General features: G+C 44.6%; 27 protein-coding genes and 1 riboswitch. Of the genes, 18 read left to right on the plus strand and 9 right to left on the minus strand.

Annotated elements, in window-relative coordinates; translation table 11 throughout:
* The first annotated feature begins 47 nt into the window (after positions 1-47).
* The 6 genes from NYE22_RS05740 to mntD all read left to right on the plus strand — a co-directional run bounded on the left by NYE22_RS05740 (position 48) and on the right by mntD (position 6,781).
* Positions 48-1,508, plus strand: coding sequence for an o-succinylbenzoate--CoA ligase (locus NYE22_RS05740; protein ID WP_103803289.1), 1,461 nt, complete (start codon positions 48-50; stop codon positions 1,506-1,508).
* Entirely contained in the window at positions 1,505-2,620 is a 1,116-nt protein-coding gene (gene menC / locus NYE22_RS05745; RefSeq protein WP_342412379.1) for an o-succinylbenzoate synthase, read from the plus strand. Before NYE22_RS05740 ends, menC begins: the two co-directional genes overlap by 4 nt.
* Before the next feature lie 279 nt (positions 2,621-2,899).
* Positions 2,900-3,820: a manganese ABC transporter substrate-binding protein/adhesin MntA gene (mntA, locus tag NYE22_RS05750; RefSeq protein ID WP_163116949.1), complete on the plus strand. Its 921-nt coding sequence runs from the start codon at positions 2,900-2,902 to the stop codon at positions 3,818-3,820.
* An 18-nt stretch (positions 3,821-3,838) separates the two neighbouring features.
* Complete coding sequence (gene mntB, locus NYE22_RS05755; protein WP_014480635.1) at positions 3,839-4,591, plus strand: manganese ABC transporter ATP-binding protein MntB; 753 nt, start codon at positions 3,839-3,841, stop codon at positions 4,589-4,591.
* A gap of 5 nt (positions 4,592-4,596) precedes the next feature.
* The gene (gene mntC / locus NYE22_RS05760) at positions 4,597-5,904 is read left to right on the plus strand and encodes a manganese ABC transporter permease MntC (protein WP_021480362.1); all 1,308 of its coding nucleotides are present in this window, start codon (positions 4,597-4,599) and stop codon (positions 5,902-5,904) included.
* Complete coding sequence (gene mntD, locus NYE22_RS05765) at positions 5,894-6,781, plus strand: manganese ABC transporter permease MntD (RefSeq protein ID WP_041851129.1); 888 nt, start codon at positions 5,894-5,896, stop codon at positions 6,779-6,781. Before mntC ends, mntD begins: the two co-directional genes overlap by 11 nt.
* Before the next feature lie 18 nt (positions 6,782-6,799).
* On the opposite strand, the gene NYE22_RS05770 is transcribed toward mntD, so the two are convergent.
* The 3 genes from NYE22_RS05770 to NYE22_RS05780 are packed head-to-tail and all read right to left on the minus strand — an operon-like array spanning position 6,800 to position 9,427.
* Positions 6,800-6,958, minus strand: a complete 159-nt coding sequence (locus tag NYE22_RS05770) for a DUF1540 domain-containing protein (RefSeq protein ID WP_003229069.1) — start codon at positions 6,956-6,958, stop codon at positions 6,800-6,802.
* Between the two features lie 53 nt (positions 6,959-7,011).
* On the minus strand, positions 7,012-8,052 hold the full coding sequence (locus tag NYE22_RS05775) for a cytochrome d ubiquinol oxidase subunit II (RefSeq protein WP_014477746.1): 1,041 nt from the start codon (positions 8,050-8,052) through the stop codon (positions 7,012-7,014).
* Between the two features lie 43 nt (positions 8,053-8,095).
* Complete coding sequence (locus NYE22_RS05780) at positions 8,096-9,427, minus strand: cytochrome ubiquinol oxidase subunit I (protein WP_342412380.1); 1,332 nt, start codon at positions 9,425-9,427, stop codon at positions 8,096-8,098.
* A gap of 205 nt (positions 9,428-9,632) precedes the next feature.
* On the opposite strand from NYE22_RS05780, the gene NYE22_RS05785 reads away from it, so the two are divergent.
* Together NYE22_RS05785 and NYE22_RS05790 are read left to right on the plus strand one after the other, a co-directional pair.
* The gene (locus NYE22_RS05785) at positions 9,633-9,881 is read left to right on the plus strand and encodes a type B 50S ribosomal protein L31 (RefSeq protein ID WP_003219346.1); all 249 of its coding nucleotides are present in this window, start codon (positions 9,633-9,635) and stop codon (positions 9,879-9,881) included.
* Positions 9,882-9,974: 93 nt separating this feature from the next.
* Positions 9,975-10,538, plus strand: a complete 564-nt coding sequence (locus tag NYE22_RS05790; protein ID WP_014477744.1) for a carbonic anhydrase — start codon at positions 9,975-9,977, stop codon at positions 10,536-10,538.
* On the opposite strand, the gene yidD is transcribed toward NYE22_RS05790, so the two are convergent.
* On the minus strand, positions 10,535-10,762 hold the full coding sequence (yidD, locus tag NYE22_RS05795; RefSeq protein WP_003229076.1) for a membrane protein insertion efficiency factor YidD: 228 nt from the start codon (positions 10,760-10,762) through the stop codon (positions 10,535-10,537). The genes NYE22_RS05790 and yidD overlap by 4 nt on opposite strands.
* Before the next feature lie 128 nt (positions 10,763-10,890).
* Here yidD and NYE22_RS05800 point away from each other — a divergent pair, with 128 nt between their 5' ends.
* Together NYE22_RS05800 and NYE22_RS05805 are read left to right on the plus strand one after the other, a co-directional pair.
* Positions 10,891-11,364: an S-ribosylhomocysteine lyase gene (locus NYE22_RS05800; RefSeq protein WP_003219361.1), complete on the plus strand. Its 474-nt coding sequence runs from the start codon at positions 10,891-10,893 to the stop codon at positions 11,362-11,364.
* Between the two features lie 119 nt (positions 11,365-11,483).
* On the plus strand, positions 11,484-11,921 hold the full coding sequence (locus NYE22_RS05805) for a FixH family protein (RefSeq protein ID WP_014480629.1): 438 nt from the start codon (positions 11,484-11,486) through the stop codon (positions 11,919-11,921).
* Here the strand turns inward: NYE22_RS05805 and ytzI are convergent.
* Positions 11,915-12,055, minus strand: coding sequence for a YtzI protein (gene ytzI / locus NYE22_RS05810; protein ID WP_003229081.1), 141 nt, complete (start codon positions 12,053-12,055; stop codon positions 11,915-11,917). The two genes, NYE22_RS05805 and ytzI, sit on opposite strands and share 7 nt — an antisense overlap.
* A 128-nt stretch (positions 12,056-12,183) precedes the next feature.
* Here ytzI and NYE22_RS05815 point away from each other — a divergent pair, with 128 nt between their 5' ends.
* The 3 genes from NYE22_RS05815 (at position 12,184) to ytkD (ending at position 13,876) form a co-directional block, all read left to right on the plus strand.
* Positions 12,184-12,621, plus strand: a complete 438-nt coding sequence (locus NYE22_RS05815) for a Dps family protein (RefSeq protein WP_003229083.1) — start codon at positions 12,184-12,186, stop codon at positions 12,619-12,621.
* A 165-nt stretch (positions 12,622-12,786) separates the two neighbouring features.
* Positions 12,787-13,191, plus strand: coding sequence for a holin family protein (locus NYE22_RS05820; protein ID WP_015714569.1), 405 nt, complete (start codon positions 12,787-12,789; stop codon positions 13,189-13,191).
* Positions 13,192-13,399: 208 nt separating this feature from the next.
* On the plus strand, positions 13,400-13,876 hold the full coding sequence (gene ytkD / locus NYE22_RS05825) for an RNA deprotection pyrophosphohydrolase (RefSeq protein WP_003229087.1): 477 nt from the start codon (positions 13,400-13,402) through the stop codon (positions 13,874-13,876).
* Between the two features lie 26 nt (positions 13,877-13,902).
* On the opposite strand, the gene NYE22_RS05830 is transcribed toward ytkD, so the two are convergent.
* From NYE22_RS05830 to NYE22_RS05840, 3 genes are read right to left on the minus strand one after another with little or no spacing between them, the layout of a single operon-like run.
* On the minus strand, positions 13,903-14,715 hold the full coding sequence (locus tag NYE22_RS05830) for an ABC transporter permease (RefSeq protein ID WP_003229090.1): 813 nt from the start codon (positions 14,713-14,715) through the stop codon (positions 13,903-13,905).
* Positions 14,690-15,472 (minus strand): ABC transporter ATP-binding protein, encoded by a 783-nt coding sequence (locus NYE22_RS05835; protein ID WP_003229092.1) that lies wholly within the window; start codon positions 15,470-15,472, stop codon positions 14,690-14,692. Before NYE22_RS05835 ends, NYE22_RS05830 begins: the two co-directional genes overlap by 26 nt.
* Before the next feature lie 12 nt (positions 15,473-15,484).
* On the minus strand, positions 15,485-16,489 hold the full coding sequence (locus NYE22_RS05840) for an ABC transporter substrate-binding protein (protein ID WP_021480357.1): 1,005 nt from the start codon (positions 16,487-16,489) through the stop codon (positions 15,485-15,487).
* 151 nt (positions 16,490-16,640) lie between these two features.
* Here NYE22_RS05840 and NYE22_RS05845 point away from each other — a divergent pair, with 151 nt between their 5' ends.
* On the plus strand, positions 16,641-17,414 hold the full coding sequence (locus NYE22_RS05845) for a prolyl oligopeptidase family serine peptidase (RefSeq protein ID WP_029318292.1): 774 nt from the start codon (positions 16,641-16,643) through the stop codon (positions 17,412-17,414).
* Positions 17,415-17,465: 51 nt separating this feature from the next.
* On the plus strand, positions 17,466-17,708 hold the full coding sequence (locus NYE22_RS05850) for a DUF2584 domain-containing protein (protein WP_004398611.1): 243 nt from the start codon (positions 17,466-17,468) through the stop codon (positions 17,706-17,708).
* 38 nt (positions 17,709-17,746) lie between these two features.
* Here NYE22_RS05850 and pckA read toward each other — a convergent pair whose 3' ends face one another.
* On the minus strand, positions 17,747-19,330 hold the full coding sequence (gene pckA, locus NYE22_RS05855; protein WP_014480627.1) for a phosphoenolpyruvate carboxykinase (ATP): 1,584 nt from the start codon (positions 19,328-19,330) through the stop codon (positions 17,747-17,749).
* 196 nt (positions 19,331-19,526) lie between these two features.
* A riboswitch (SAM riboswitch) is annotated at positions 19,527-19,665 on the plus strand.
* Between the two features lie 167 nt (positions 19,666-19,832).
* On the opposite strand from pckA, the gene metK reads away from it, so the two are divergent.
* The 3 genes from metK (at position 19,833) to alaP (ending at position 24,610) form a co-directional block, all read left to right on the plus strand.
* Positions 19,833-21,035 carry a methionine adenosyltransferase gene (metK, locus tag NYE22_RS05860; protein ID WP_003229102.1) on the plus strand — a complete coding sequence of 401 codons (1,203 nt, stop codon included), beginning with the start codon at positions 19,833-19,835 and terminating at the stop codon, positions 21,033-21,035.
* Between the two features lie 149 nt (positions 21,036-21,184).
* Positions 21,185-23,083 carry an asparagine synthase (glutamine-hydrolyzing) gene (gene asnB / locus NYE22_RS05865; RefSeq protein ID WP_004398625.1) on the plus strand — a complete coding sequence of 633 codons (1,899 nt, stop codon included), beginning with the start codon at positions 21,185-21,187 and terminating at the stop codon, positions 23,081-23,083.
* Positions 23,084-23,218: 135 nt separating this feature from the next.
* On the plus strand, positions 23,219-24,610 hold the full coding sequence (gene alaP / locus NYE22_RS05870; RefSeq protein ID WP_208476074.1) for an alanine permease AlaP: 1,392 nt from the start codon (positions 23,219-23,221) through the stop codon (positions 24,608-24,610).
* The last annotated feature ends 129 nt before the right edge of the window (positions 24,611-24,739 follow it).

Below are 24,739 nucleotides of genomic sequence, written 5' to 3' on the forward strand. Positions count from 1 at the left end.
AAGCTGTTTTCTTTTCAATACAGACATTTTACCTCGGAGATGATGACATGCTGACAGAACAGCCCAACTGGCTCATGCAGCGGGCACAGCTGACACCTGAGAGAATCGCTCTCATTTATAGAGACCAAACCGTGACATTTGCAGAATTATTTGCCGCGTCTAAACGAATGGCGGCACAGCTTGCCGCTCATTCGGTTCGGAAAGGGGATACTGCGGCTATTTTGCTCCAAAACCGTGCGGAAATGGTATACGCCGTTCACGCTTGTTTTTTGCTTGGTGTTAAGGCGGTGCTTTTGAATACGAAGCTGTCAACACATGAAAGGCTGTTTCAGCTGGAGGATTCCGGATCCGGCTTTTTACTGACAGATTCAAGCTTTAACAAGAAAGAGTATGAACACATCGTTCAAACGATTGATGTGGATGAATTGATGAAAGAAGCAGCACAGGAAATTGAGATCCAAGCTTATATGCAAATGGATGCAACGGCAACGCTGATGTATACGTCGGGTACGACAGGAAAGCCCAAGGGAGTTCAGCAAACGTTCGGAAACCACTATTTCAGTGCGGTGTCGTCCGCGCTTAATTTGGGTATAACAGAACAAGACCGCTGGCTTATCGCATTGCCGCTCTTTCATATCAGCGGCTTGTCCGCATTATTTAAATCTGTCATCTATGGAATAACTGTCGTGCTTCACCAGCGTTTTTCCGTAAGTGATGTGCTGGATTCTATCAACAGGCATGAAGTGACAATGATATCTGCGGTGCAGACTATGCTGGCCAGTCTTTTGGAAGAAACAAGCCGCTGCCCTGAATCCATCAGATGCATTCTTCTCGGCGGCGGCCCTGCACCGCTGCCATTGCTTGAGGAATGCCGTGAGAAAGGATTCCCTGTCTTTCAGTCATATGGAATGACAGAAACATGCTCGCAAATTGTTACCCTGTCGCCGGAATTCAGTATGGAAAAGCTCGGATCTGCGGGGAAACCGCTGTTTTCGTGTGAAATCAAAATAGAGCGGGACGGACAGGCATGTGAACCGTTTGAACACGGTGAAATCATGGTCAAAGGCCCGAATGTCATGAAAAGCTATTTTAACCGGGAGAGCGCAAACGAAGCTTCCTTTCAAAATGGCTGGCTGAAAACAGGTGATCTTGGTTATTTGGACAGCGAAGGCTTTTTATATGTATTAGACAGACGTTCAGATCTGATCATATCCGGCGGAGAAAACATTTATCCGGCCGAAGTGGAGTCAGTGCTGCTTTCACACCCCGCTGTGGCCGAAGCCGGGGTTTCAGGGGCTGAGGACAAAAAATGGGGGAAAGTGCCTCACGCCTATCTTGTCCTTCACAAGCCTGTGAGCGCAGAAGAATTGACTGACTACTGCAAAGAACGCTTGGCGAAGTATAAAATTCCGGCAAAATTCTTTGTGCTTGACCGCCTGCCGCGCAATGCGTCTAATAAGCTCTTGCGAAATCAGCTGAAGGATGCGCGTAAAGGAGAACTGCTATGATCGAAATAGAAAAAATCACGCTTTACCATTTGAGCATGAACTTAAAGAAACCGTTTAAAAACAGTATCGAAACGCTTCAAGAGCGTAAATTTCTGATCGTGGAAGCCATTGATACAACAGGTGTCACAGGCTGGGGAGAAGTTTCCGCTTTCTCTTCGCCTTGGTACACCGAGGAAACCATTGGAACATGCTTGCATATGCTAAAAGATTTTTTTATCCCAAATGTGGTCGGCCGTGAATTCAATCACCCTTCAGAAGTGCCGGACAGCCTGGCGCGTTATAAAGGAAACCGGATGGCAAAAGCGGGACTTGAATCGGCTGTCTGGGATATCTATGCCAAAAAGAAGGGCGTATCCCTTGCTGAGGCATTGGGCGGAACAAGAGATAAAGTCCCTGCCGGGGTGGTAGTCGGCCTGGCGCCTCTTGACGATATGCTGAAGGAAATTGAGAGCTATCAAAAAGAAGGCTATCAAAGAATAAAAATTAAAATTCAGCCTGGGCAGGATGTGGAATTGGTCAAGGCCATCCGCAGCCGATTCCCAACCATCCCGCTTATGGCCGATGCCAATTCCTCGTACGAATTGAAGGATATCAGCCGTTTAAAGGAGCTTGATGACTACCATTTAATGATGATTGAGCAGCCCCTTCAATCCGACGATATCGTTGACCACCGCCACCTGCAGAAACATTTGAAAACGGCCATTTGCCTTGATGAGAGCATTTGTTCAGTTGATGATGCGAGACGGGCGATTGAGCTAGGAAGCTGCAAAATTATTAATATAAAACCTTCTCGTGTCGGCGGCTTAACAGAAGCCTTAAAAATTCATGATTTATGCAAAGAGCATCATATGGAGGTTTGGTGCGGCGGAATGCTGGAAACAGGCATATCAAGAGCGCAGAACGTGGCGCTTGCTTCACTGCCTCAATTCACAATACCTGGCGATATATCTTCATCCTCACGCTATTGGGATGAAGATATTGTAACTCCTGATATTCGTATTGATAATGGATTTATTTCTGTGTCAAAACAGCCTGGTTTAGGGGTTGAGGTAAACCAAGACATTATGCGAAAATATGTGACCAAAATGGATGTTTTCACACAGCATGGGTAAGAAAAAAGCATTTTGCTATTTTGAATAAATGACACTGTGCTGTTACAGTAAAAGTGTTCGTTGAATACATCCCTTCTCGTTTGGACCGGCTGCTGACCCAGCCGGTTTTTTTATGTAAATTAGCTTGACAAAAATGGTCAAACGCGATAATTTTGCACAAAGGAAACTTTTTGTCCTGTGTAAATAAAACATGCTTTTGGCTAATTTAATGTCACATGTCTAAGAACTGACAACATAAGATAAAACAATCGGACATTTATGGCAAAGAGGAGGAGAAATATGAGACGAGGGCTGATGGCAGCAGTGCTTTTTGCGACCTTTGCTTTAACGGGATGCGGAACGGATTCAGCCGGAAAAAGCGCTGATCAGCAATTACAAGTGACAGCGACAACATCTCAAATTGCCGATGCAGCAGAAAACATCGGAGGTAAGCATGTAAAAGTCACCTCTTTAATGGGACCGGGGGTTGATCCGCACCTCTACAAAGCTTCCCAAGGTGACACGAAAAAATTAATGTCTGCCGATGTTGTTCTGTACAGCGGGTTGCATTTGGAAGGGAAAATAGAGGATGTCCTCCAAAAAATCGGCGAACAAAAACAAGCGACGGCAGTAGCTGAGGCCATTCCGAAAAATAAGCTTATTCCCGCGGGGGAAGGCAAGACGTTTGATCCCCACGTCTGGTTCAGCATTCCGTTATGGATCTATGCGGTGGATGAAATTGAAGCGCAATTCAGCAAAGCAATGCCTCAGCACGCAGATGCCTTTCGGAAAAATGCCAAAGAGTACAAAGAAGATTTGCAATATTTAGATAAGTGGTCGCGTAAAGAGATCGCACATATTCCGGAGAAAAGCCGTGTGCTTGTGACTGCTCATGATGCGTTTGCGTACTTTGGGAATGAGTATGGATTTAAGGTAAAAGGCCTGCAGGGACTCAGCACAGATTCGGACTATGGATTAAGGGATGTTCAGGAGCTGGTTGATCTTCTGACAGAAAAACAAATAAAAGCTGTGTTCGTAGAAAGCAGTGTATCTGAAAAATCAATCAATGCAGTGGTGGAAGGCGCTAAAGAAAAAGGCCATACAGTCACAATCGGCGGTCAGCTTTATTCGGATGCCATGGGTGAAAAGGGCACAAAAGAAGGCACATACGAAGGAATGTTCCGCCACAATATCAACACGATTACTAAAGCGCTTAAATAAAGAAAAGAGGTGGAGGATATGTTCCCTGTTGAGCTTGATAATGTGACGGTTGCTTATCATAAAAAGCCTGTACTGCAGGACATTTCGCTGCAGGTGCCTGAAGGAAAACTTATTGGCATTATCGGCCCAAACGGCGCGGGAAAATCAACCTTGATCAAAACGATTCTCGGTCTTGTGCCCCGAGCTTCCGGAGACATCTCTATTTACGGCAAAGACTATAAGGATCAGCGGACCAGAATCGGATATGTTCCGCAGCGCGGCTCGGTTGACTGGGATTTCCCCACAAGCGCGCTCGATGTCGTCCTAATGGGAAGATACGGGAGAATCGGTTTATTAAAGAGGCCAAAGAAAGCGGATGTGGAGATGGCGAAGGCCGCATTAGCAAAAGTCGGGATGCTTGATTATGCGAAGAGGCAGATCAGCCAGCTGTCAGGCGGCCAGCAGCAGCGGGTGTTTCTTGCCCGGGCACTCTGCCAGAACGCTGACATTTATTTTATGGATGAACCGTTTGCAGGTGTCGATGCAGCGACGGAGCGCGCGATTATGACGCTGTTGGCAGAACTCAAAGAAAAAGGAAAAACCGTGCTTGTCGTCCATCATGATCTGCAGACCGCCGAGGATTATTTCGATTGGATCTTACTGCTTCATTTAAGGAAAATCGCTTTCGGACCGGCGGAAAACGTTTTTACGATCGAAAACCTGCAAAAAACATATGGAGGAAGGCTTACGTTTTTAAAAGATAAAGTGCTGGCAGAAGGACATAAGGAGTGAGCGCAATGTTTGAAAGTTTGTGGCTGCAGCTTCAGCATCCGAATACACAGTGGGTGCTGGCCGGTACGCTTTTGCTCGGGATGGCAAGCGGTGTTTTGGGCAGCTTTGTGCTGCTGAGAAAGCAAAGTTTAATCGGCGATGCGATGGCCCATTCAGCTCTGCCGGGAGTGTGTCTCGCTTTTCTGTTCACTGGGCAAAAATCACTGCCTTTCTTTTTGCTGGGTGCGGCGCTCGCCGGGCTGCTCGGAACGTTTTGTATACAGCTGATTCCGCGGCTTTCAAAAACAAAGGAGGACTCGGCGATCGGGATTGTTCTTTCTGTGTTTTTTGGCGTCGGGATCATTCTGCTGACATATATTCAGCAACAGGGGGCGGGAAGCCAAAGTGGGCTTGATTCTTTTTTATTCGGCCAGGCTGCTTCATTGGTCAGGCAGGATATCATCCTTATTGCAGGAATATCCGCTGCTCTGCTGCTCCTATGTATTGTTTTCTTTAAGGAATTTACATTGATTACTTTTGATCTCGCGTTTGCAAAGGGATTAGGAATCCCGGTGCGTTTTTTAAACGGGCTTTTGGCTTGTCTGATTGTCTGTGCTGTCGTCATTGGGCTTCAGACTGTTGGTGTGATATTAATGGCGGCTATGCTGATTACACCTGCCATAGCTGCGAGATATTGGACCGAACGATTAACCGGGATGATCGTCATTGCCGGGATTACAGGCGGGGTCAGCGGCGTGGCCGGAACCCTGCTTAGCACCACGATGAAGGGAATGGCGACAGGGCCATTAATGATCTTATCTGCAACGCTGCTCTTTCTTTTTTCAATGATTTGCGCGCCTAAGCGGGGATTGGCTGCTAAAGCCATAAGGCTGATGAGGCTGCGGCGCAGAACAAGCAGGGAGCAAGTGCTTTTGGAGATTTATGAACAGTATGAAAAGAATAATCTTTGTGTAACTGTTGAAAGTGTAAGAAAGAAAAGACGCCTATCCCCTTCATTATGCCTTAAGGCATTAAATGACTTGGAACAAGAGAGGTGCATTGAGCGTATCGAAAATGGGATTTGGCAAATCACAAGCAAAGGGATAGAAAAAGGCTATCACACAGCTTTGAAGCAGCGGATGTATGAAGTGTATCTCATGCATGAAATGGAACTTGCCAATATAGAATCCGATCAGGACTGCTTTGATCCGGACCGTTTACCGAGAGAAACGAGAGAGCGGCTTTATTCACTCTTAAAACTGTATGGACGGATGCCTGAGCGTCGAAAAGCGTCTCATGATGCCGAGAAGGGACAGATCGCAAATGAGTTTTGAAGCATGGATTATAGCTACCGGTGTATTAGTCGGTGTAAGCTGCGGATTGATCGGCACATTTCTTGTGCTGAGAAGCATGGCGATGCTGGCCGACGCAATCAGTCATACAGTGTTGCTTGGCATTGTCGGCGCTTTTCTAGTGACGGGAAGTCTCGATGGGATTTCTATGTTTATTGGCGCAGCCGCAACCGGTCTGTTAACGGCTTTCTTGGTTCAGCTTCTTCATAGCAAGGGGGTTCAATCAGATGCTGCCATAGGAGTTGTGTTTACATCTTTATTTGCAATCGGGGTTATTTTGCTTTCTGTGTATGGAGCGAATGTCCATCTCGATATTGAGCACTCGTTAATGGGAGAAATCGCTTTTGTGCCGTGGAATACGGTGACGGTATTCGGGGTTGATATTGGGCCGAAAGCGTTTTGGATGCTGACATCTGTTCTGGTTTTAAACGTAGTGTTGATCAGTGTGTGCTATAAGGAGTTTAAAATCGCTTCGTTTGATCCTCAAATGGCTTTAGCCTTGGGAATACCAGTTTTGCTCATTCATTACGTGCAAATGGGCATGCTGTCCCTGACGACTGTTGCTTCCTTTGATTCGGTGGGTGCTGTATTGGTTGTGGCCATGCTGATTGTTCCGCCGGCTGCGGCACATTTGCTGACAGACCGGCTTCTTTATATGCTGATTCTCAGCGCGTTGATTGGCGGGCTGTCGGCGGTCATGGGCTATTTCTTCGCAACGTGGCTTAATGTTTCGATTTCAGGAGCGATGGCGGCCATGACAGGTGTATGTTATGCAAGCGCCTTTTTGTTTTCACCTGCAAACGGGGTCATAACTAAAAAGCTGAGAACACTCAACATGCAAAAAGAAAGAGCTGGCTGATGCAGCTCTTTCTTTTAATTACAAATCATGCGGCTTAAACGTTTTGCAGTCTGTTTCCCGGCTGTTTTCAGCCGTTTCACCAGTATGGCTGACAACATAAATGGCATCAGCGGTGCATTTGTTACCTTTGCCCCAATAAGAACAGTTGTTGACCTCACATAGAATTTTCTGCTCCATGCCATCCCCTCCTTATAAAGGTTCTGGATTAGTATAGCCGGCTGGTTTGCCCTCTATTCCTCCTGGCGGATATAGCGTTTATCTCGCATAAACATTTTCCAGAAGAAATAAAAGCCCGGAAATAGAATGATAAATGCAACGATATACGTTGCAAACAGCGCTCTGAACGTTGCTGGCTCTGTGAAGCCTGACATGACTGTCACATCGGGATAAATCATATACGGAAGATGCGCCCGCCCGTACGCGTAGCTTGCGAGAAAATACTGTATCCCAATCGCGACAAGTGCAAGCCGCGGTTTTCCAATGTTTTGCCCAAAGCTCTTATTAGGCAGAAAAAGGGCGATTCCAGCAATGACAAATGTAATAAACGATGCAATAATCCAAGTAAAATCATTCAGCATTCCGCTGTACAGCCAGTTTGCTTCATTCCGCATTGTCACCATGATGCATACAGCAAACAACAGTGAAATCGGGCCGGTAATCAGGGCGCTTTTTCTGTAGGCTCGGTACGCATCCTGTTCCTCTGCCACATTTGAAACATCTGCAAGCAGCAGCGAGGACAAAAATAAGGTGCTTAAAATCGCAAACCCGATAAATGAATAGGCGTTGGGGCTTGAAAAGATTTTAGACATATTTAAGTTATAGATTCCATCCGTTTTTTCTATAAACCCTCCGTGTGTCACAGGAAGCACCAAAATTAAAATAGCAGGAATGATAAAACCGGAGATGCCGGAAATATATCTTAGCGTTTTCCGCTCCTTTGCTGTATTTGAAAAAACGAGAAATCCGCTTCGAATCGCTAAAAGCAGCAAAATCATGCTTCCGGGAATTAATAAAACGGTTCCGAGCACAAATGTCGCGCCGGGGAAAAAACTGAAAAGCGCCACGACGATGGCCACAATAAAGACGTTTGTGACCTCCCAAGTCGGGGACAAAAAGCGATTCGCAATATCGGTGGCCTTCATATGCTCCTTGTTTAAATAGATCATAGACCAAAATCCCGCTCCAAAATCCATTGTCGCCATGACGGCGTAAATAAACACAAAGCCCCAGATAATTGAGATGGCGATCAGAGCGTCAGTTGAAATCTCCATTTGTACGATCTTCCTTCCATTTGGTTTCCTGTTTGCGGAGCCATTACGACTCCGCTGTATTTAAATCTTCGTCAACCGGGTGCTTGCGGAAATAATACAGCAGCACGTAGACGACAGCTGCGCCTAACACGGCATAAACAAATGTGAAAAATAAGAACAGCACCCCGATCGAGCCAGTCGTTGTTACGACATCTGACGTTTTCAGCAGATGATAGATGACCCAAGGCTGCCTCCCCGTACATGCGAAAATCCAGCCTAATTCAATGCCGATGAGACTAAAAGGGCCTGCTGTCATGAAAATGACCAAAAGCCACGTTGGGAAACGGTCTTTCTTGAGCACCTTTCTCCAGATCACTCCGATAATGGAATAAAGAATAAGCAGCATGCCTACTCCGACCATTGCGTTGAACAGCGTGTGAATGAAAAGCGGCGGCCATTCATCTCTCGGAAATGCATTTAATCCCTTTACAACAGTGTCAAAACGGTTCGCTGCCAAAAAGCTTAAAGCCCATGGAATCTCGATTGCCCATTTTACTTTTTCTTCATTCGGGTCGGTAAAACCGCCGATAGCGAGCGGGGCGTGGGATCTTGTTTCAAACAGGCCTTCCGCACCGGCTAATTTTTCGGGCTGGTATTCGTACAGCATTTGTGCAGATTCGTGTCCGTTCAAAGCGGTCAGCAACGAAAAAATACCGCCGATCGTCAGTGCGAGCAAAAGGGCTTTCCGGTGAAAGCGATAGACCTTTTCCTTTTTCCTCGTCCGGATCATTTTATACGCCGCAACAGAAGCCACGATAAACGCACCGGTCATAAACGCGGACAGCACGACATGGCCGGCAGTGATAAAAAAGCTAGGATTAAAAAACGCAGCCCACGGGTCAACATCTGTAATTTTTCCGTTTAAAATTTTAAAACCGGCGGGCGTACCTTCAAAAGCGTGAACATTCGTAATCAGAACAGCTGATGCTGCTGCCCCGACTAACACAAAGAAAACAGCAACAATCCTCATTGCAGGTGACAAACGGTCTGCAGCGTATACATAAATCGACATGAATAGGGCTTCAACAAAAAAAGCATAGATTTCAATTTGAAATGGCAGGGACATCACCCGGCCGATGACTTCCATAAATCCCGGCCATAAAAGCGCGAGCTGAGTGCCCGCGATCGTTCCGGTCGGTATGGCGACCCCCAGCAAAACGGCTTGTGCTTTCGTCCATCTTTTCGCCATGATCGCATAATGGTCATCTTTCGTTTTTTGATAGATCAATTCCGCCACTAAAATCATGAGCGGGAGACCGACTCCAAGCGTTGCGAAAATGATATGAAAGCCCATTGTCGTGCCAAAGAGGCTTCTGGCCAAAACTAAATCATCCACAATCGTAAACCACCTTTCTAAAAAGACGTTCTGTATGTATTTTGGGTTTATTATTTGCTTCCTCGGTTAGATTATTCTTCCTATTCTTAAATGCCATGAGGTTTACGATGTGAAAACAGAGGGAAGGATATAAGAAGATTGACAAAACGTTTGTAAGGTTATAAAATAAAACGTAATTATTACGATTTATTGAAAGGAGATTCACATGAAAGAAGGAATTCATCCGAAGAACCACAAAGTGATATTTCAGGATGTCAACAGCGGCTACCGTTTTCTCAGCACCTCTACGAAAACATCTAATGAAACAGCAGAGTGGGAAGACGGAAACACATATCCTGTCATTAAAGTAGAAGTAAGCTCTGACACGCATCCGTTTTATACTGGCCGCCAGAAATTCAATGAAAAAGGCGGACGAGTTGAGCAGTTCAAAAAACGCTATAACATGGGGAAATAAGGCAGACCAGAGGGTTTGTCTTTTTTTATTATGACGAATAAACAAGGGTTGTGATATATTGAAGAGTAAAAAGAATAGAAAGGGACAACGAACATGAGTCTTCTAAATGATATTCTTGAATTTAACAAGACATTTACTGAACAAAGAGAGTATGAAAAGTATCAAACATCAAAATTTCCAGATAAAAAAATGGCGATTCTTTCTTGCATGGACACTCGTCTGGTTGAACTGCTGCCGCATGCGATGAATTTGCGAAATGGTGATGTGAAAATCATTAAAAGTGCCGGTGCGCTTGTGACACACCCATTCGGAAGCATCATGAGAAGTTTACTCGTCGCAGTGTACGAGCTGAATGCAGATGAGGTGTGTGTGATCGGGCATCACGATTGCGGCATGAGCAAAATCAGCAGCAAAAGCATGCTTGAAAAAATCAAAGCAAGAGGGATTCCGGAAGAACGCATCGAAACAATAAAGTACTCCGGTGTAGACTTTGATCAATGGTTTAAAAGCTTTGATTCAGTGGAAGCGAGTGTGAAAGACAGCGTAGACGTTATTAAACATCACCCGCTGTTCCCTGAAAACGTTCCGGTCCATGGCTTAGTCATTGATCCTAAAACCGGAAAACTGGATCTTATCGTAAACGGTTATAACAATTAATGTTTTTGTTTCTTTTCAGGAACGGGATCGACTCCTCCCGGATGGAACGGGTGGCATTTCAAAATCCGTTTGATTGTCAGCCATCCGCCTTTTAAAGCGCCATGTGTTTTAATCGCTTCGATTCCATATTGGGAACAGGTCGGATAAAAGCGGCACGTTGGCGGTGTCAGGGGCGAGATGAATTTTTGATATCCTCTGATCAGAGCGATGAATAGGGTTTTCATGTTTCTTCAGCAACCTTTCTGATGCAAGTATAAGAAAAAAAACACAGATTGAAAAGTTAATCAATAATTCTTATCGGAAAAGTATGTTATAATGAAATTACATTTTTAAAAAAGGGGAGAGTGCCATTATGCCTTCAGTAGAAAGTTTTGAGCTTGATCATAATGCGGTTGTTGCTCCATATGTAAGACATTGCGGCGTGCATAAAGTGGGAACAGACGGCGTTGTAAATAAATTTGACATTCGTTTTTGCCAGCCAAATAAACAGGCGATGAAGCCTGACACCATTCACACACTCGAGCATTTGCTCGCGTTTACGATTCGTTCTCACGCTGAGAAATACGATCATTTTGATATCATTGATATTTCTCCAATGGGCTGCCAGACAGGCTATTATCTAGTTGTGAGCGGAGAGCCGACATCAGCGGAAATCGTTGATCTGCTTGAAGACACAATGAAGGAAGCGGTAGAGATTACAGAAATACCAGCTGCGAATGAAAAGCAGTGCGGCCAAGCGAAGCTTCATGATCTGGAAGGCGCTAAACGTTTAATGCGTTTCTGGCTTTCACAGGATAAAGAAGAATTGCTAAAAGTATTTGGCTAAAATAGAAAGGACCTTTTTGCGCATAAGCAAAAAGGTCTTTTTTGTGACGTCTCATATTTTATGTACCATTTGCTGTAAGCGTTTGCTACTATTTAGGTAAACGATGAAAGGGTGATGGCATGAAAAAGATGTTGGTTGTTCTGCTTTTTTCTGCTTTTTTGCTTAATGGATGCGGATCTGGTGAAAGCAAAGCAAATACAGCTGAGACGCCCGAGGTTTTGGATGTCAAGCTGACCGGGCCTGAAAAAGTAAATCCCGGAGAAAGCGCTGCTTATGAAGCAGCCGTATCATATGGTGATGAAGCTGTGACGGATGCCGATGAAGTAGAGTTTGAAGTATGGAAAGAAGGGGAAAAAGACGCAAGCCAAATGTTTAAGGCGAAACAAGAAAAAGGCGTATACCGATTGGAAACGACGTTTAAGGAAGATGGTGTATACACTGTCCAATCCCATGTCACAGCAAAAAAACAGCATAGCATGCCGACCTTAAAAGTCCAAGTCGGAGACGCCGATGCTGCCAGCAATCAGTCAGAAGAGGAGCATTCACATCATCATTGATTGTGTGAATCAGAGTGATTTTCTTGTGGTGGATCAATGGTATGCTTTACATTATAGGCTTTTACAGTCGTCCAAATGGTTACAAGCAAAACAGCCAGCACAATCAAAATACTTATCGTAATGAGAAGCGTCATGACATTCCACCTCCCGTTTTTTAACAATTGTAGCATAATAGAAGAAATCGTGACAGATAAGGGTAAAAAAGAGGTTTTAGCGTACGATATTAAGGGTATACATAGTCATATAACAAGGAGGAGATACCATGTCAGAACAATTGATTCAAGCAGTGAACAAACAAGTAGCCAACTGGACGGTCATGTATGTGAAACTACATAATTATCACTGGTATGTGAAAGGAAAAGATTTCTTCACTCTTCATGAAAAGTTTGAGGAGCTGTACAATGAAACGGCAACTTATATTGATGACTTAGCAGAACGTCTTTTGGCGCTGAACGGAAAACCGATTGCAACAATGAAGGAATCCTTAGAAACGGCTTCTGTCAAAGAAGCTGCTGGAAATGAAACAGCTGAACAAATGGTTCAAAGCGTATATGATGATTTCACAGTCATCGCGGAAGAGCTGAAAAACGGCATGGATTTAGCTGATGAAGTCGGTGACGAAACAACAGGGGACATGCTTCTTGCGATCCATCAAAATATTGAAAAACATAACTGGATGCTAAAAGCTTACCTAGGTTAAGTTCAAAAATAGAACGGCCGGATGTCTTAAAAAAGACGTCCGGCTTTTCTTTTTGTATCTTAAAAATAGGCGACAACCAGTCCATTTTTCTGAAAAATCCAATCCGTTCGGCTTGTTTACCATAGAATATCGTAAGGCCGTTTCTGTGAAAGGATGTTGGGATAAATGGATAGAGACTTTGGCATCTTTTCGTTAATAGCAGTCAGCGTTTCAGCAGCGGGTTTTTTCTTTGGAGGTTTTCAGTATTCATTTCTGATTTTGCTCTCTCTTATGGCAATTGAATTTATCAGTACGACTTTGAAGGAAACCATTATTCACAAACTGTCATTTAAAAAGATATTTGCCCGGCTTGTCAAAAAATTAGTCACGCTGGCTCTGATCTCTGTATGCCACTTTTTTGATCAGCTGCTGAATACACAGGGATCAATTCGTGACTTGGCTATTATGTTTTATATTCTTTATGAATCTGTGCAAATTGTTGTGACAGCCAGCTCTCTTGGCATACCGGTTCCCCAGATGCTTGTCGATCTTTTAGAAACGTTAAAAAATAAATTTAAGCGCAAACCGTAACTTTTCCCTGTTCGAGGGTCATAATAAAGCCCAGAGCGTCGGTCGCACTTTTCGGCAAAAGCTATCGCAAAAAACTGTACGAGCTAGTCTGCATGCAGAACCTGACGGCGTGCTGGGTTTCCCTTATTTTTTGATAAAAGGCTTCCGAAGAAACGTAACTGTGGTATGATGTATGGAAGATAGCTAGGAACGGATTTGAGGGATAAACATGTACGAGTTTAAAGATTATTATCAGAATACTGTTCAGCTTTCCTTTGACGATCAGCCTTTCTCGGACAGCCCGAAGCATGTCTGGGTGATTTGCCGTTTTGGCGGCAAATGGCTTTTAACAGAACATGAGGACAGAGGCTATGAGTTTCCAGGCGGGAAAGTAGAGCCGATGGAGTGCGCAGAAGAGGCTGCGCTCCGGGAAGTAAAGGAAGAGACGGGCGCGAGAGTCAAAAGCCTCAAGTATCTCGGACAGTATAAAGTTCTCGGAAAAGAAAAAGTGATTGTGAAAAATATATATTTTGCAGATATAGAAAAGCTTGAAAAGCAGGCTGATTACTTTGAAACGAAAGGCCCGGTTTTGTTTCACGAGCTGCCGGAGAACCTTTCCCGCAATAAAAAATTCAGCTTTATTATGAAGGATTCCGTTCTTCCGATCAGCTTGAAAAAACTGAAAGAATCTGGATGGATTGAATAAAAAACCCGGCACATGTGCCGGGTTTTTTATGTCCTCCCCTTCGTCCATTTCTTTTCCAGCAGCTCGACGCCCTGATACATCAGAGTGGCGAAGATGGCGATGATCAGCAGGCTTAAGAAGACGAGTGTAAAATTGAAGACTTGGAATCCGTAAATAATCATATATCCTAATCCGACCTTCGAAACGAGGAATTCCCCTACAATAACGCCAACCCATGATAAACCGACGTTCACTTTTAGTGTTGAAATAATCGCGGGGGAGGATGCAGGCAGTATGACTTCTTTAAAAATAACCCACTTTTTTGCGCCGAATGTTTTCATGACTTTCGTATAGTTTTCGTCGACCTCTTGGAAGGCGGTGTAGACAACGATGGTTGTGATAATGACGCTGATGATGGCTCCCATCGCAATGATGCTGATAAAACTGGGACCGAGCGCGACAATCAGGATCGGGCCCAGGGCCACTTTCGGCATTGCGTTCAAAATCACAAGATACGGATCTAAAATTCTGGCAAGTCGGTTAGACCACCATAACAAAGCGGCGAGGCACGTGCCCATAAACGTCCCGAGCAAAAAGCCAAGCACCGTTTCAAATAAAGTGACGCCGATGTGTGACAGTAAAGAACCGTCACCAAGTTTCTCCAGCAATAATCGCCACACAGCTGATGGAGAGCTGAAGATCAGCGGATCGATCCAGCCCTGCCTGCTGGAGATTTCCCAGCCCGAGAAAAAGAGAATAAATATGGCAAGCTGAAAGGAATGGACCTTCCACTTTTCCTTTTTCTGTTTGAATTGATACTGCTCGTGAAGCAGATCAATGGTTTCTTTGCTGTTTCTCAAGAGAATTCAGCTCCTTCCATATCGTTTGAAACAGTGTCTGGAAGGAAGGTTCCTGACGGGCGTCAAAAGGCAACATCGCGGCCAATTCCTTAGGAATGGTAAAAATCTGATGGATGGTGCCCGGCTGATTTGAAAATAAAAAGATCGTATCGCTCATCGCTATCGCTTCCCCTATATCATGAGTGACAAGCACTGCTGTTTTTTGATATTCCTTTAATGTGCGGAATACCAGGTTTTCCAAAGACAGCTTTGTCTGAAAATCAAGCGCGGAAAATGGCTCATCCAGCAAAAGCAGACTAGGGTTAGGCGCAAGTGTTCTTGCAAGCGCAGCCCGCTGGCGCATCCCGCCTGACAGCTCTTTCGGATATTTTTTCTCCACATCTATGAGGCCGAACTCCGGCAATAGACCGAGTGCAGCGGCTTTGCTTTCTTCTGTCAGCGTGTCGGCGATTTTTAAACCGAGAAGCACATTTTCCTCGATAGATTTCCAGGGAAATAAGTAATCCTGCTGAAGCATATAGCCAATATTATGTTCTTTTTGATTCGGCTCACGGCCTTCAATCAGAACTCTGCCTTCTGATGGCTCAATCAAACCGGCAATAATGGAAAGCAGTGTTGTTTTTCCGCAGCCGCTTGGGCCGAGAAATGAGATGAAATCACCTTTTTCGGCATCGAAATGAATATCCCGCACAGCCGTTGTTTTTTCTTTAATAGAAAAATAAGTATGGGTTACATGGTCGACATGTAAGAAAGACATAGATGGCGCCTCCTATTTCTCCGAGGTGACTTTTTCAGCAATTTCTTTATTTACAAGCTGATTGTATGGAATGTGCTTCGGCAGTTCTCCCGATTGATCCATAATGGTTTGGAGAAGCTCCCATTCTTTTTCGTTAAGCAGAGGGTCTGGTGAATATGAATGCTGTTTTTTATAGCGTTCAATGGATGTTTCGATGACGTCTGGGTCGGTATCATCAAATTCATCTTTAATGGCATCTGTGATGTCCTTCGCAGAATGGTTTTCAACCCACTGCTGCGCCTTATAAATGGCCTTTGTAAACTTGACGGCTGTGTCTTCATTTTTCTTCAAATAGCTTTGTTTCGCCATAAAAGTCGTATAAGGAACCTCTCCTGATTCTTCTCCGAATGAAGCCACGATATGGCCGATGCCTTTTTTCTCAAAGAGAGAAGCCTGCGGTTCAAAGAGCTGTACATACTCACCGGTTCCAGAAGCAAACGCATTGGCAATATTGGCGAAGTCTATGTTCTGGATGAGGTCTATATCCTTATGCGGGTCAATCTTATGTTTGTTCAGTACATACTCGCCGACCATTTGCGGCATGCCGCCTTTTCGCTGACCGAGAAACGTTTTTCCTTTCAACTGATCCCAGTCGAAGTGTTCAACATCTTCTCTCGCGACAAGAAACGTTCCGTCTGTCTGAGTCAGCTGGGCGAAATTAATGACGGGATCTTTAGCCCCTTGCGCTTCGACATAAATAGATGTTTCTGACCCGACAAGCGCGATGTCGGAGCCGTTGGAAAGAAGCGATGTCATCGTTTTGTCTCCGCCCCAGGTCGTATTCACATCGACATCAAGCCCTTCTTCTTTAAAAAACCCTTTAGACTCAGCAACATATAAAGGTGCGTAAAAAATTGAATGGGTCACTTCAGCTACCTTGACTTTTGTGAGCGTTTCTTCCTGCTTGCAAGCCGCCAGGGCGAACATCAGAAAGATACTGCCGACACAGGCGAAGCTCAGCCTTAACCATCTGTTCACATAGACAACCTCCTTATTTCGCATCAAGTTAATATCCTTTTTTGCTTTACATATCGTATGATGGGTATAAAAATGTGTGAATGCCTAACCAGGTTCTCCGGATGTAATTTTGGAGTAAGGAAAGCATATAGAAAAAAAGGAGGCGGCTGTTTTGATTGTAGAGAAAAGAAGATTTCCGTCGCCAAGCCAGCATGTGCGTTTGTATACGATCTGCTATCTGTCAAATGGATTACGGGTTAAGGGGCTTCTGGCTGAGCCAGCGGAACCCGGACAATATGACGGATTTTTATATTTGCGCGGCGGGATTAAAAGCGTGGGCATGGTTCGGCCGGGCCGGATTATCCAGTTTGCATCCCAAGGGTTTGTGGTGTTTGCTCCTTTTTACAGAGGAAATCAAGGAGGAGAAGGCAATGAGGATTTTGCAGGAGAAGACAGGGAGGATGCATTTTCTGCTTTTCGCCTGCTTCAGCAGCACCCAAATGTCAAGAAGGATAGAATCCACATCTTCGGTTTTTCCCGCGGCGGAATTATGGGAATGCTCACTGCGATCGAAATGGGCGGGCAGGCAGCTTCATTTGTTTCCTGGGGAGGCGTCAGTGATATGATTCTTACATACGAGGAGCGGCAGGATTTGCGGCGAATGATGAAAAGAGTCATCGGCGGAACACCGAAAAAGGTGCCTGAGGAATATCAATGGAGGACACCGTTTGACCAAGTAAATAAAATTCAGGCACCCGTGCTGTTAATCCATGGAGAAAAAGACCAAAATGTTTCGATTCAGCATTCCTATTTATTTGAAGAGAAGCTAAAACAACTGCATAAGCCGGTGGAGACGTGGTACTACAGTACATTCACACATTATTTCCCGCCAAAAGAAAACCGGCGTATCGTGCGGCAGCTCACACAATGGATGAAAAACCGCTGACAGTGAAATATGTTATGATAAAGAAAAAAGAGAACGAAAGGGGATTTCACTTTGGGAATGCCTGTTGAATTTAATACACTGATTGTGACAAAAGGAAAAGAAGTTCGCATAGATGAAAATATATTCACGTTAGAGAAGGACGGATACCGAGTATATCCGATGGAGATTCCAATGGATGTACGCAAAACAAAGTTTGGCGAAAAGTCAGGCACAGCTGAAGTGCAGAAGCTTCAATGGGAAGAAGGCCGGACCATCATTACATACAAGCTGACTTCTTTGCATTCCGTCAATTAAAACAAGCCAAGAGCATAATTGCTCTTGGCTTTTGTTTTTTATACGAGAGGGCCGCCTGCCTGGGCGATGGCATCGGTATGTGCGAACTTTTTAAAGTTCTCTTTGAATTCATTTGCAAGGTAGACTGCTTTTTCTTTGTATTCTTCCTTGTTGGTCCACGTATTTTCAGGCTGAAGGATATGATCAGGAACGCCAGGAACATGTGCCGGAATGTGCAGGCCGAAAATATCGTCAGTTATCATTTCAGCATCCTCTAATTTACCTTCAATCGCTGCTTTGACCATTGCTCTAGTGTAAGAAAGCTTCATTCGTTCACCTGTGCCGTAGCCGCCCCCGGTCCAGCCGGTATTGACTAAGAAAACGTCTGCGCCGTGTTCATCGATCTTTTTGCCGAGCATCTCAGCATAGACGTGAGCAGGAAGCGGCAGGAAAGGTGAGCCGAAGCATGTAGAGAACGTCGTTTCAGGAGACGTTACACCACGTTCGGTTCCGGCAAGCTTACTCGTGTAACCGCTCAAGAAATGGTACATGGCCTGCTCCTTCGTTAGTTTGCTGATCGGCGGCAGGACTCCGAATGCATCAGCCGTCAAAAATACAATTGCTGACGGATGGCCGGCCATGCTTGGAGTCACGATGTTGTCAATCATATGAATCGGGTAAGCTGCCCGCGTGTTTTCAGTATAGAAGGAATCATCATAATTGGCTTCGCGTGTATCTTCGTCAACAACGACATTTTCGAGAACAGACCCGAAACGGATCGCGTTAAAGATTTGCGGTTCCTTTTCCTCGCTTAAATGAATGCACTTAGCGTAGCACCCGCCTTCAATATTAAAGACGCCTGTATCAGACCAGCCATGTTCATCGTCACCGATCAGCTTGCGGTCAGCATCTGCCGACAGGGTGGTCTTGCCTGTTCCTGACAGTCCGAAGAAAAGGGCGACATCGCCTTTTTCACCGACATTGGCGGAGCAGTGCATAGATAAAATATCTCTTTCAGGCAGCAGGAAATTCATAATGGAGAAAATGGACTTCTTCATTTCACCGGCATACTCAGTTCCGCCGATTAAAATTGTCCGCTTTTCGAAAGAGACAATAATAAACGTTTCGGAATGAGTGCCGTCTGTTTTTGGATCCGCTTTGAAATGCGGAGCAGAAAGAATGGTGAACGGCTGCTCAACTGTTTTCTTATCATTTCCTTCCGGACGGATAAACAGCTGCCGAGCAAATAAATTGTGCCATGCGAACTCATTTACGACAGTGATCGGCAGCCTGTATTTCTCGTCTGCTCCGGCAAATCCTTCGAAAACAAACAGCTCATCTCGCTCCTTTAAATAGCTGACAACTTTCGTGTACAGCCGCTCAAACGCTTCTTCTGAAATCGGCTGATTCACCGGGCCCCAATCGATCTTATTTTTCGTGCTTTCTTCCTCCACGATGAATTTATCTTTAGGTGAGCGTCCTGTGTAAGCGCCTGTAGTCGCACGAACAGCACCTGTGGATGTTAAAATGCCTTCGTTTCGGGAGAGGACTTTTTCTGTTAGCTGTGCTGCAGATAAATTATGACGCACATTTGGACATGTTAATAAGGCTTGTAAATCAGCGGTCAAATCAACTGAGTTCATATGAAACCTTCCTTTATCGTTTTTTGTGTTTTGCTAATTGTGAATTAGTATAACATATATTTTCAAATAGTCTATACTATTTATTATTTTTTGTGTGTGCATTTCCATTGTTTTCCCTCAATATAGGTGCCTATTTCTTCTGAATCATATTGACATTGCAAACCCTTTTACGATAAGATATTTCATTGAGCGGATACTCTTATCCCGAGCTGGCGGAGGGACAGGCCCTATGAAGCCCAGCAACCGGTTTCTCTGTTATTTATTATGTTCAACTGAGTGAGACAACCAAGGTGCTAACCTGTTGCAAGGTTGTATGATTCCTTGAGCGATAAGAGTGAAAGGCACAAAGACCAAACCCTTTCCTCGATGGAAAAGGTTTTTTTATTTCATAAATATGCCAATTAACATTCTCTAATATAACTGTACATTGTATAAGAGGGAGCGAGTTCCGTATCATATATACAAGGTCTTTCGGGAGGCCTTGTGCAGGAGGAAGCAAATCATGAGTAAAAATCGTCGTTTATTTACATCAGAATCTGTTACGGAGGGGCATCCGGATAAAATCTGTGACCAGATTTCTGACAGCATTTTAGATGAAATTTTAAAGAAAGACCCTAACGCGCGTGTTGCTTGTGAAACATCTGTGACAACAGGTTTGGTTCTTGTAAGCGGAGAGATCACAACTTCTACGTATGTTGACATTCCGAAAACGGTTCGCCAAACCATTAAAGAAATCGGATACACACGTGCAAAATACGGATTTGATGCGGAAACTTGTGCGGTTTTAACATCAATTGATGAGCAGTCTGCTGATATCGCGATGGGCGTAGATCAAGCGCTTGAAGCCCGTGAAGGCACAATGAGCGACGAAGAAATTGAAGCGATTGGTGCGGGTGACCAAGGATTAATGTTCGGTTATGCGTGCAACGAAACGAAAGAGCTTATGCCTCTTCCAATTTCACTTGCCCATAAATTAGCCCGCCGCCTAAGTGAAGTCCGTAAAGAAGATATTCTTCCGTACCTTCGCCCTGACGGCAAAACACAGGTAACGGTTGAGTACGATGAAAATAACAAACCAGTCCGCATTGACGCGATTGTTATTTCAACTCAGCATCATCCTGAAATTACACTTGAGCAAATTCAGCGCAACATTAAAGAACATGTCATCAATCCGGTTGTTCCTGAAGAGCTGATTGATGAAGAAACAAAATATTTCATCAACCCTACAGGACGTTTCGTAATCGGAGGCCCTCAAGGGGATGCGGGACTTACAGGACGCAAAATCATCGTTGATACGTACGGCGGCTATGCACGCCACGGCGGAGGCGCGTTCTCAGGTAAGGATGCGACGAAGGTAGACCGTTCTGCAGCTTATGCGGCAAGATACGTTGCGAAAAACATCGTTGCGGCTGAGCTTGCTGATTCTTGCGAAGTACAGCTTGCTTACGCGATCGGTGTTGCACAGCCTGTGTCAATCTCAATCAACACATTCGGTTCCGGAAAAGCTTCTGAGGAAAAACTGATTGAAGTTGTTCGCAATAACTTTGATTTACGACCTGCCGGCATTATCAAAATGCTTGATTTGCGCCGTCCGATCTACAAACAAACTGCTGCGTACGGCCACTTTGGACGTCACGATGTTGACCTTCCATGGGAGCGCACAGACAAAGCGGAGCAGCTGCGTAAAGAAGCGTTAGGAGAATAATTTTATAGCCGCTTACTGGTTAAGCGGCTTTCCCTTTTTTATCGTTGTATTCATGTTTATTTTTTTACATAACTGTGAAACCAAATACTATTCACAGCGTCTATAAATAGGGGTTCAATGATGACAATTTTAATTATGGAGGCAATACTATGTGTGGATTTGTCGGGGTTTTTAACAAGCATCCGTTAGCTCAAACCGCTGATCAAGAAGAACTAATCAAACAAATGAACCAAATGATCGTTCACCGCGGTCCTGACAGTGATGGATATTTCCATGATGAGCACGTCGGCTTCGGATTCAGACGGCTCAGCATTATTGATGTAGAAAATGGCGGACAGCCTTTATCATATGAAGATGAAACATATTGGATTATCTTTAACGGAGAAATCTATAACTATATTGAACTGAGAGAAGAGCTTGAAGCAAAGGGGTACACATTCAACACGGATTCGGACACAGAGGTTCTTCTTGCGACTTACCGTCACTATAAAGAAGAAGCGGCGTCCAAACTGCGCGGTATGTTTGCCTTTCTGATTTGGAATAAAAACGATCATGTGCTTTATGGGGCAAGAGATCCATTCGGCATTAAACCGTTGTACTACACAACGATCAATGATCAGGTTTATTTTGCCTCAGAGAGAAAAAGTTTAATGGTTGCTCAGAATGATATTGAAATAGATAAAGAGGCATTGCAGCAGTACATGTCTTTCCAATTTGTTCCTGAACCAAGCACGCTTGATGCCCATGTGAAAAAAGTAGAGCCGGGTTCACAATTCACAATCCGCCCGGACGGCGATATCACATTCAAAACGTATTTCAAAGCGAACTTCAAGCCGGTTCAGACTGAAGAAGACAAGCTTGTGAAAGAAGTCCGAGACGCGATCTATGACTCTGTAAACGTTCATATGAGAAGTGACGTTCCTGTCGGTTCGTTCCTGTCTGGCGGGATTGATTCTTCCTTTATTGTGTCTGTTGCGAAGGAATTTCATCCAAGCTTAAAAACATTCTCTGTCGGCTTTGAACAGCAGGGCTTCAGTGAGGTTGATGTAGCGAAAGAAACGGCAGCGGCGCTGGGCATTGAAAATATCAGCAAAGTCATTTCGCCTGAGGAATACATGAATGAGCTTCCGAAGATCGTATGGCATTTTGATGACCCGCTAGCTGACCCGGCAGCGATTCCGTTGTACTTTGTTGCAAAAGAAGCGAAAAAACATGTTACGGTTGCTTTATCAGGTGAAGGAGCGGATGAGCTCTTCGGCGGATATAACATTTACCGCGAACCGCTTTCGCTTAAACCGTTTGAACGGATTCCGTCCGGCTTGAAAAAGATGCTTCTGCACGTTGCTGCCGTTATGCCTGAAGGTATGAGAGGAAAGAGCCTGCTTGAGCGCGGCTGTACTCCGCTTCAAGATCGTTATATCGGTAACGCGAAAATCTTTGAAGAGTCTGTCAAAAAGCAGCTGTTGAAGCATTATAATCCGAACCTTTCATATCGCGATGTGACGAAGACTTACTTTACGGAAAGCAGCTCGTACAGCGATATCAATAAAATGCAGTATGTCGATATCCACACTTGGATGCGCGGCGACATTTTGTTAAAGGCGGATAAAATGACGATGGCGAATTCTTTGGAACTGCGTGTGCCGTTCTTGGATAAAGTCGTATTCGACGTCGCTTCAAAAATTCCTGATGAGCTGAAAACGAAGAACGGCACGACGAAGTATCTTCTTCGCAAAGCCGCTGAAGGAATTGTGCCTGAGCATGTATTAAACCGCAAAAAGCTCGGTTTCCCTGTACCGATCCGTCATTGGCTGAAAAACGAAATGAACGAATGGGTGCGGAATATTATTCAGGAAAGCCAAACGGATGCTTATATCCATAAGGATTATGTCCTTCAGCTTCTTGAAGACCATTGTGCGGACAAGGCTGATAACAGCCGTAAAATCTGGACTGTACTGATCTTTATGATCTGGCACAGCATCAATATTGAAAAACGGTATATGCCTGAAGAGCTGAGCCATCAGCCTAAAGAAGTCATCTTTGTGTAACAGACAACAAGGCTTTCGAGTAGTCGAAAGCCTTGTTGTTATCCTTTTATTTCTCCATCATCATTGATTTACCCAATCCGTACGGAATATTCAGAAAAATGATATAATGATATTTTTTTCTAGGGGAGAAGAAGCATGCAAAAACAAAAACAAGAGCTGCACCGCGGACTCGAAGAAAGGCATATTTCTTTAATGTCTTTAGGAGCTGCTATAGGAGTAGGGTTGTTCCTCGGCTCCGCATCAGCTATTCAATTAGCAGGGCCTGGTATTTTGGTAGCGTATGCCGCAAGCGGCCTGGTCATGTTTTTTATTATGAGAGCGCTTGGGGAAATGGCCATTCAAAAACCGGTCGCAGGCTCCTTCAGCAGGTATGCGCGTGATTATTTGGGACCGCTTGCAGGCTATTTAACAGGGTGGAACTACTGGTTTTTATGGGTTGTCACCTGTATGGCCGAAATCACTGCTGTCGGCATCTATATGGGGTTCTGGTTTCCTGACGTGCCAAACTGGATTTGGGCATTATCGGCGCTGGTCATTATGACGGGTGTTAATTTCCTGGCTGTCAAAGCTTACGGTGAGTTGGAATTTTGGTTCGCATTGATTAAAATTGTTGCGATCTTATCCATGATTGCTGTCGGTTTATTGATGATTATTGCAGGAGTCGGCAATGGGGGCATTGCAACCGGAATCAGCAATTTATGGAACAACGGAGGATTTTTCCCTCATGGTTTAAAAGGGGTTCTATTGTCTCTTCAAATGGTCATGTTCGCCTATTTAGGGATTGAAATGATCGGGGTGACGGCTGGCGAAGTAAAAAACCCGCAAAAATCGTTAGCCAAAGCAATCGATACAGTATTTTGGAGGATTTTGATTTTTTATGTAGGCGCTTTATTTGTCATTATGTCTATTTATCCGTGGCAGGAAATTGGCTCTCAAGGAAGTCCATTTGTTCTCACATTTCAAAAAGTGGGCATTCCATCGGCGGCAGGTATCATTAACTTTGTCGTGTTGACTGCCGCGCTGTCTTCATGCAACAGCGGTATTTTCAGCACAGGACGGATGCTGTTTAACTTGGCGGAACAGAAAGAGGCGCCACGAGCATACGGTCAGCTGACGAAAGGCGGCATCCCGGGTAAAGCTGTTCTGGCTTCAGCGGGGGCTTTATTAGTCGGAGTGCTCTTAAACTATGTTGTCCCTGCGAAGGTATTTACTTGGGTTACAAGTATTGCGACGTTCGGAGCGATTTGGACGTGGGCAATCATTTTGCTTTCTCAAATAAAATACAGGAAAAGTTTGAAGCCGGAAGAAAAGAAACAATTAAAGTACAAAATGCCTTTCTTTCCGTTTACGTCTTATGTGTCATTGGCGTTTCTAGCATTCGTCGTCATTCTTATGGCTTACAGCCCTGATACAAGAGTAGCCGTGATTATCGGGCCGATATGGTTTCTCATCTTGCTGGCTGTGTACTATGGAAAAGGGTTTCACAAAAAAAATGCAGCAGCTGCCAGCGAACGAAATATCAGCTGACAAAAAGAGCTCCCAGTGGGCTCTTTTTGTGTGTGCTCATAGAAAATAGAGAACAGGAAAGAATAGGTATGTGTGTTTGCAGAGGCTGTTTATAGTTTTGTGATAAGATAAAAGTCATACGTTTCATGC

It is taken from the genome of Bacillus sp. FSL K6-1560 (assembly GCF_038592935.1).
GTDB classification, from domain to species: domain Bacteria; phylum Bacillota; class Bacilli; order Bacillales; family Bacillaceae; genus Bacillus; species Bacillus subtilis.

Excerpts from the sequence above, each read along its gene's own strand:
- NYE22_RS05800 (WP_003219361.1), top strand. The coding sequence starts at position 10,891 with ATGCCTTCAGTAGAAAGTTTTGAGCTTGATCATAATGCGGTTGTTGCT.
- mntC (WP_021480362.1), top strand. The coding sequence starts at position 4,597 with ATGTTTGAAAGTTTGTGGCTGCAGCTTCAGCATCCGAATACACAGTGG.
- alaP (WP_208476074.1), top strand. The coding sequence starts at position 23,219 with ATGCAAAAACAAAAACAAGAGCTGCACCGCGGACTCGAAGAAAGGCAT.
- NYE22_RS05790 (WP_014477744.1), top strand. The coding sequence starts at position 9,975 with ATGAGTCTTCTAAATGATATTCTTGAATTTAACAAGACATTTACTGAA.
- mntD (WP_041851129.1), top strand. The coding sequence starts at position 5,894 with ATGAGTTTTGAAGCATGGATTATAGCTACCGGTGTATTAGTCGGTGTA.
- asnB (WP_004398625.1), top strand. The coding sequence starts at position 21,185 with ATGTGTGGATTTGTCGGGGTTTTTAACAAGCATCCGTTAGCTCAAACC.
- NYE22_RS05820 (WP_015714569.1), top strand. The coding sequence starts at position 12,787 with ATGGATAGAGACTTTGGCATCTTTTCGTTAATAGCAGTCAGCGTTTCA.
- NYE22_RS05770 (WP_003229069.1), bottom strand. The coding sequence starts at position 6,958 with ATGGAGCAGAAAATTCTATGTGAGGTCAACAACTGTTCTTATTGGGGC.
- ytkD (WP_003229087.1), top strand. The coding sequence starts at position 13,400 with ATGTACGAGTTTAAAGATTATTATCAGAATACTGTTCAGCTTTCCTTT.
- ytzI (WP_003229081.1), bottom strand. The coding sequence starts at position 12,055 with ATGACGCTTCTCATTACGATAAGTATTTTGATTGTGCTGGCTGTTTTG.
- NYE22_RS05835 (WP_003229092.1), bottom strand. The coding sequence starts at position 15,472 with ATGTCTTTCTTACATGTCGACCATGTAACCCATACTTATTTTTCTATT.
- NYE22_RS05805 (WP_014480629.1), top strand. The coding sequence starts at position 11,484 with ATGAAAAAGATGTTGGTTGTTCTGCTTTTTTCTGCTTTTTTGCTTAAT.
- mntB (WP_014480635.1), top strand. The coding sequence starts at position 3,839 with ATGTTCCCTGTTGAGCTTGATAATGTGACGGTTGCTTATCATAAAAAG.
- pckA (WP_014480627.1), bottom strand. The coding sequence starts at position 19,330 with ATGAACTCAGTTGATTTGACCGCTGATTTACAAGCCTTATTAACATGT.
- NYE22_RS05815 (WP_003229083.1), top strand. The coding sequence starts at position 12,184 with ATGTCAGAACAATTGATTCAAGCAGTGAACAAACAAGTAGCCAACTGG.
- metK (WP_003229102.1), top strand. The coding sequence starts at position 19,833 with ATGAGTAAAAATCGTCGTTTATTTACATCAGAATCTGTTACGGAGGGG.
- NYE22_RS05775 (WP_014477746.1), bottom strand. The coding sequence starts at position 8,052 with ATGGAGATTTCAACTGACGCTCTGATCGCCATCTCAATTATCTGGGGC.
- menC (WP_342412379.1), top strand. The coding sequence starts at position 1,505 with ATGATCGAAATAGAAAAAATCACGCTTTACCATTTGAGCATGAACTTA.
- NYE22_RS05785 (WP_003219346.1), top strand. The coding sequence starts at position 9,633 with ATGAAAGAAGGAATTCATCCGAAGAACCACAAAGTGATATTTCAGGAT.
- mntA (WP_163116949.1), top strand. The coding sequence starts at position 2,900 with ATGAGACGAGGGCTGATGGCAGCAGTGCTTTTTGCGACCTTTGCTTTA.
- NYE22_RS05740 (WP_103803289.1), top strand. The coding sequence starts at position 48 with ATGCTGACAGAACAGCCCAACTGGCTCATGCAGCGGGCACAGCTGACA.
- yidD (WP_003229076.1), bottom strand. The coding sequence starts at position 10,762 with ATGAAAACCCTATTCATCGCTCTGATCAGAGGATATCAAAAATTCATC.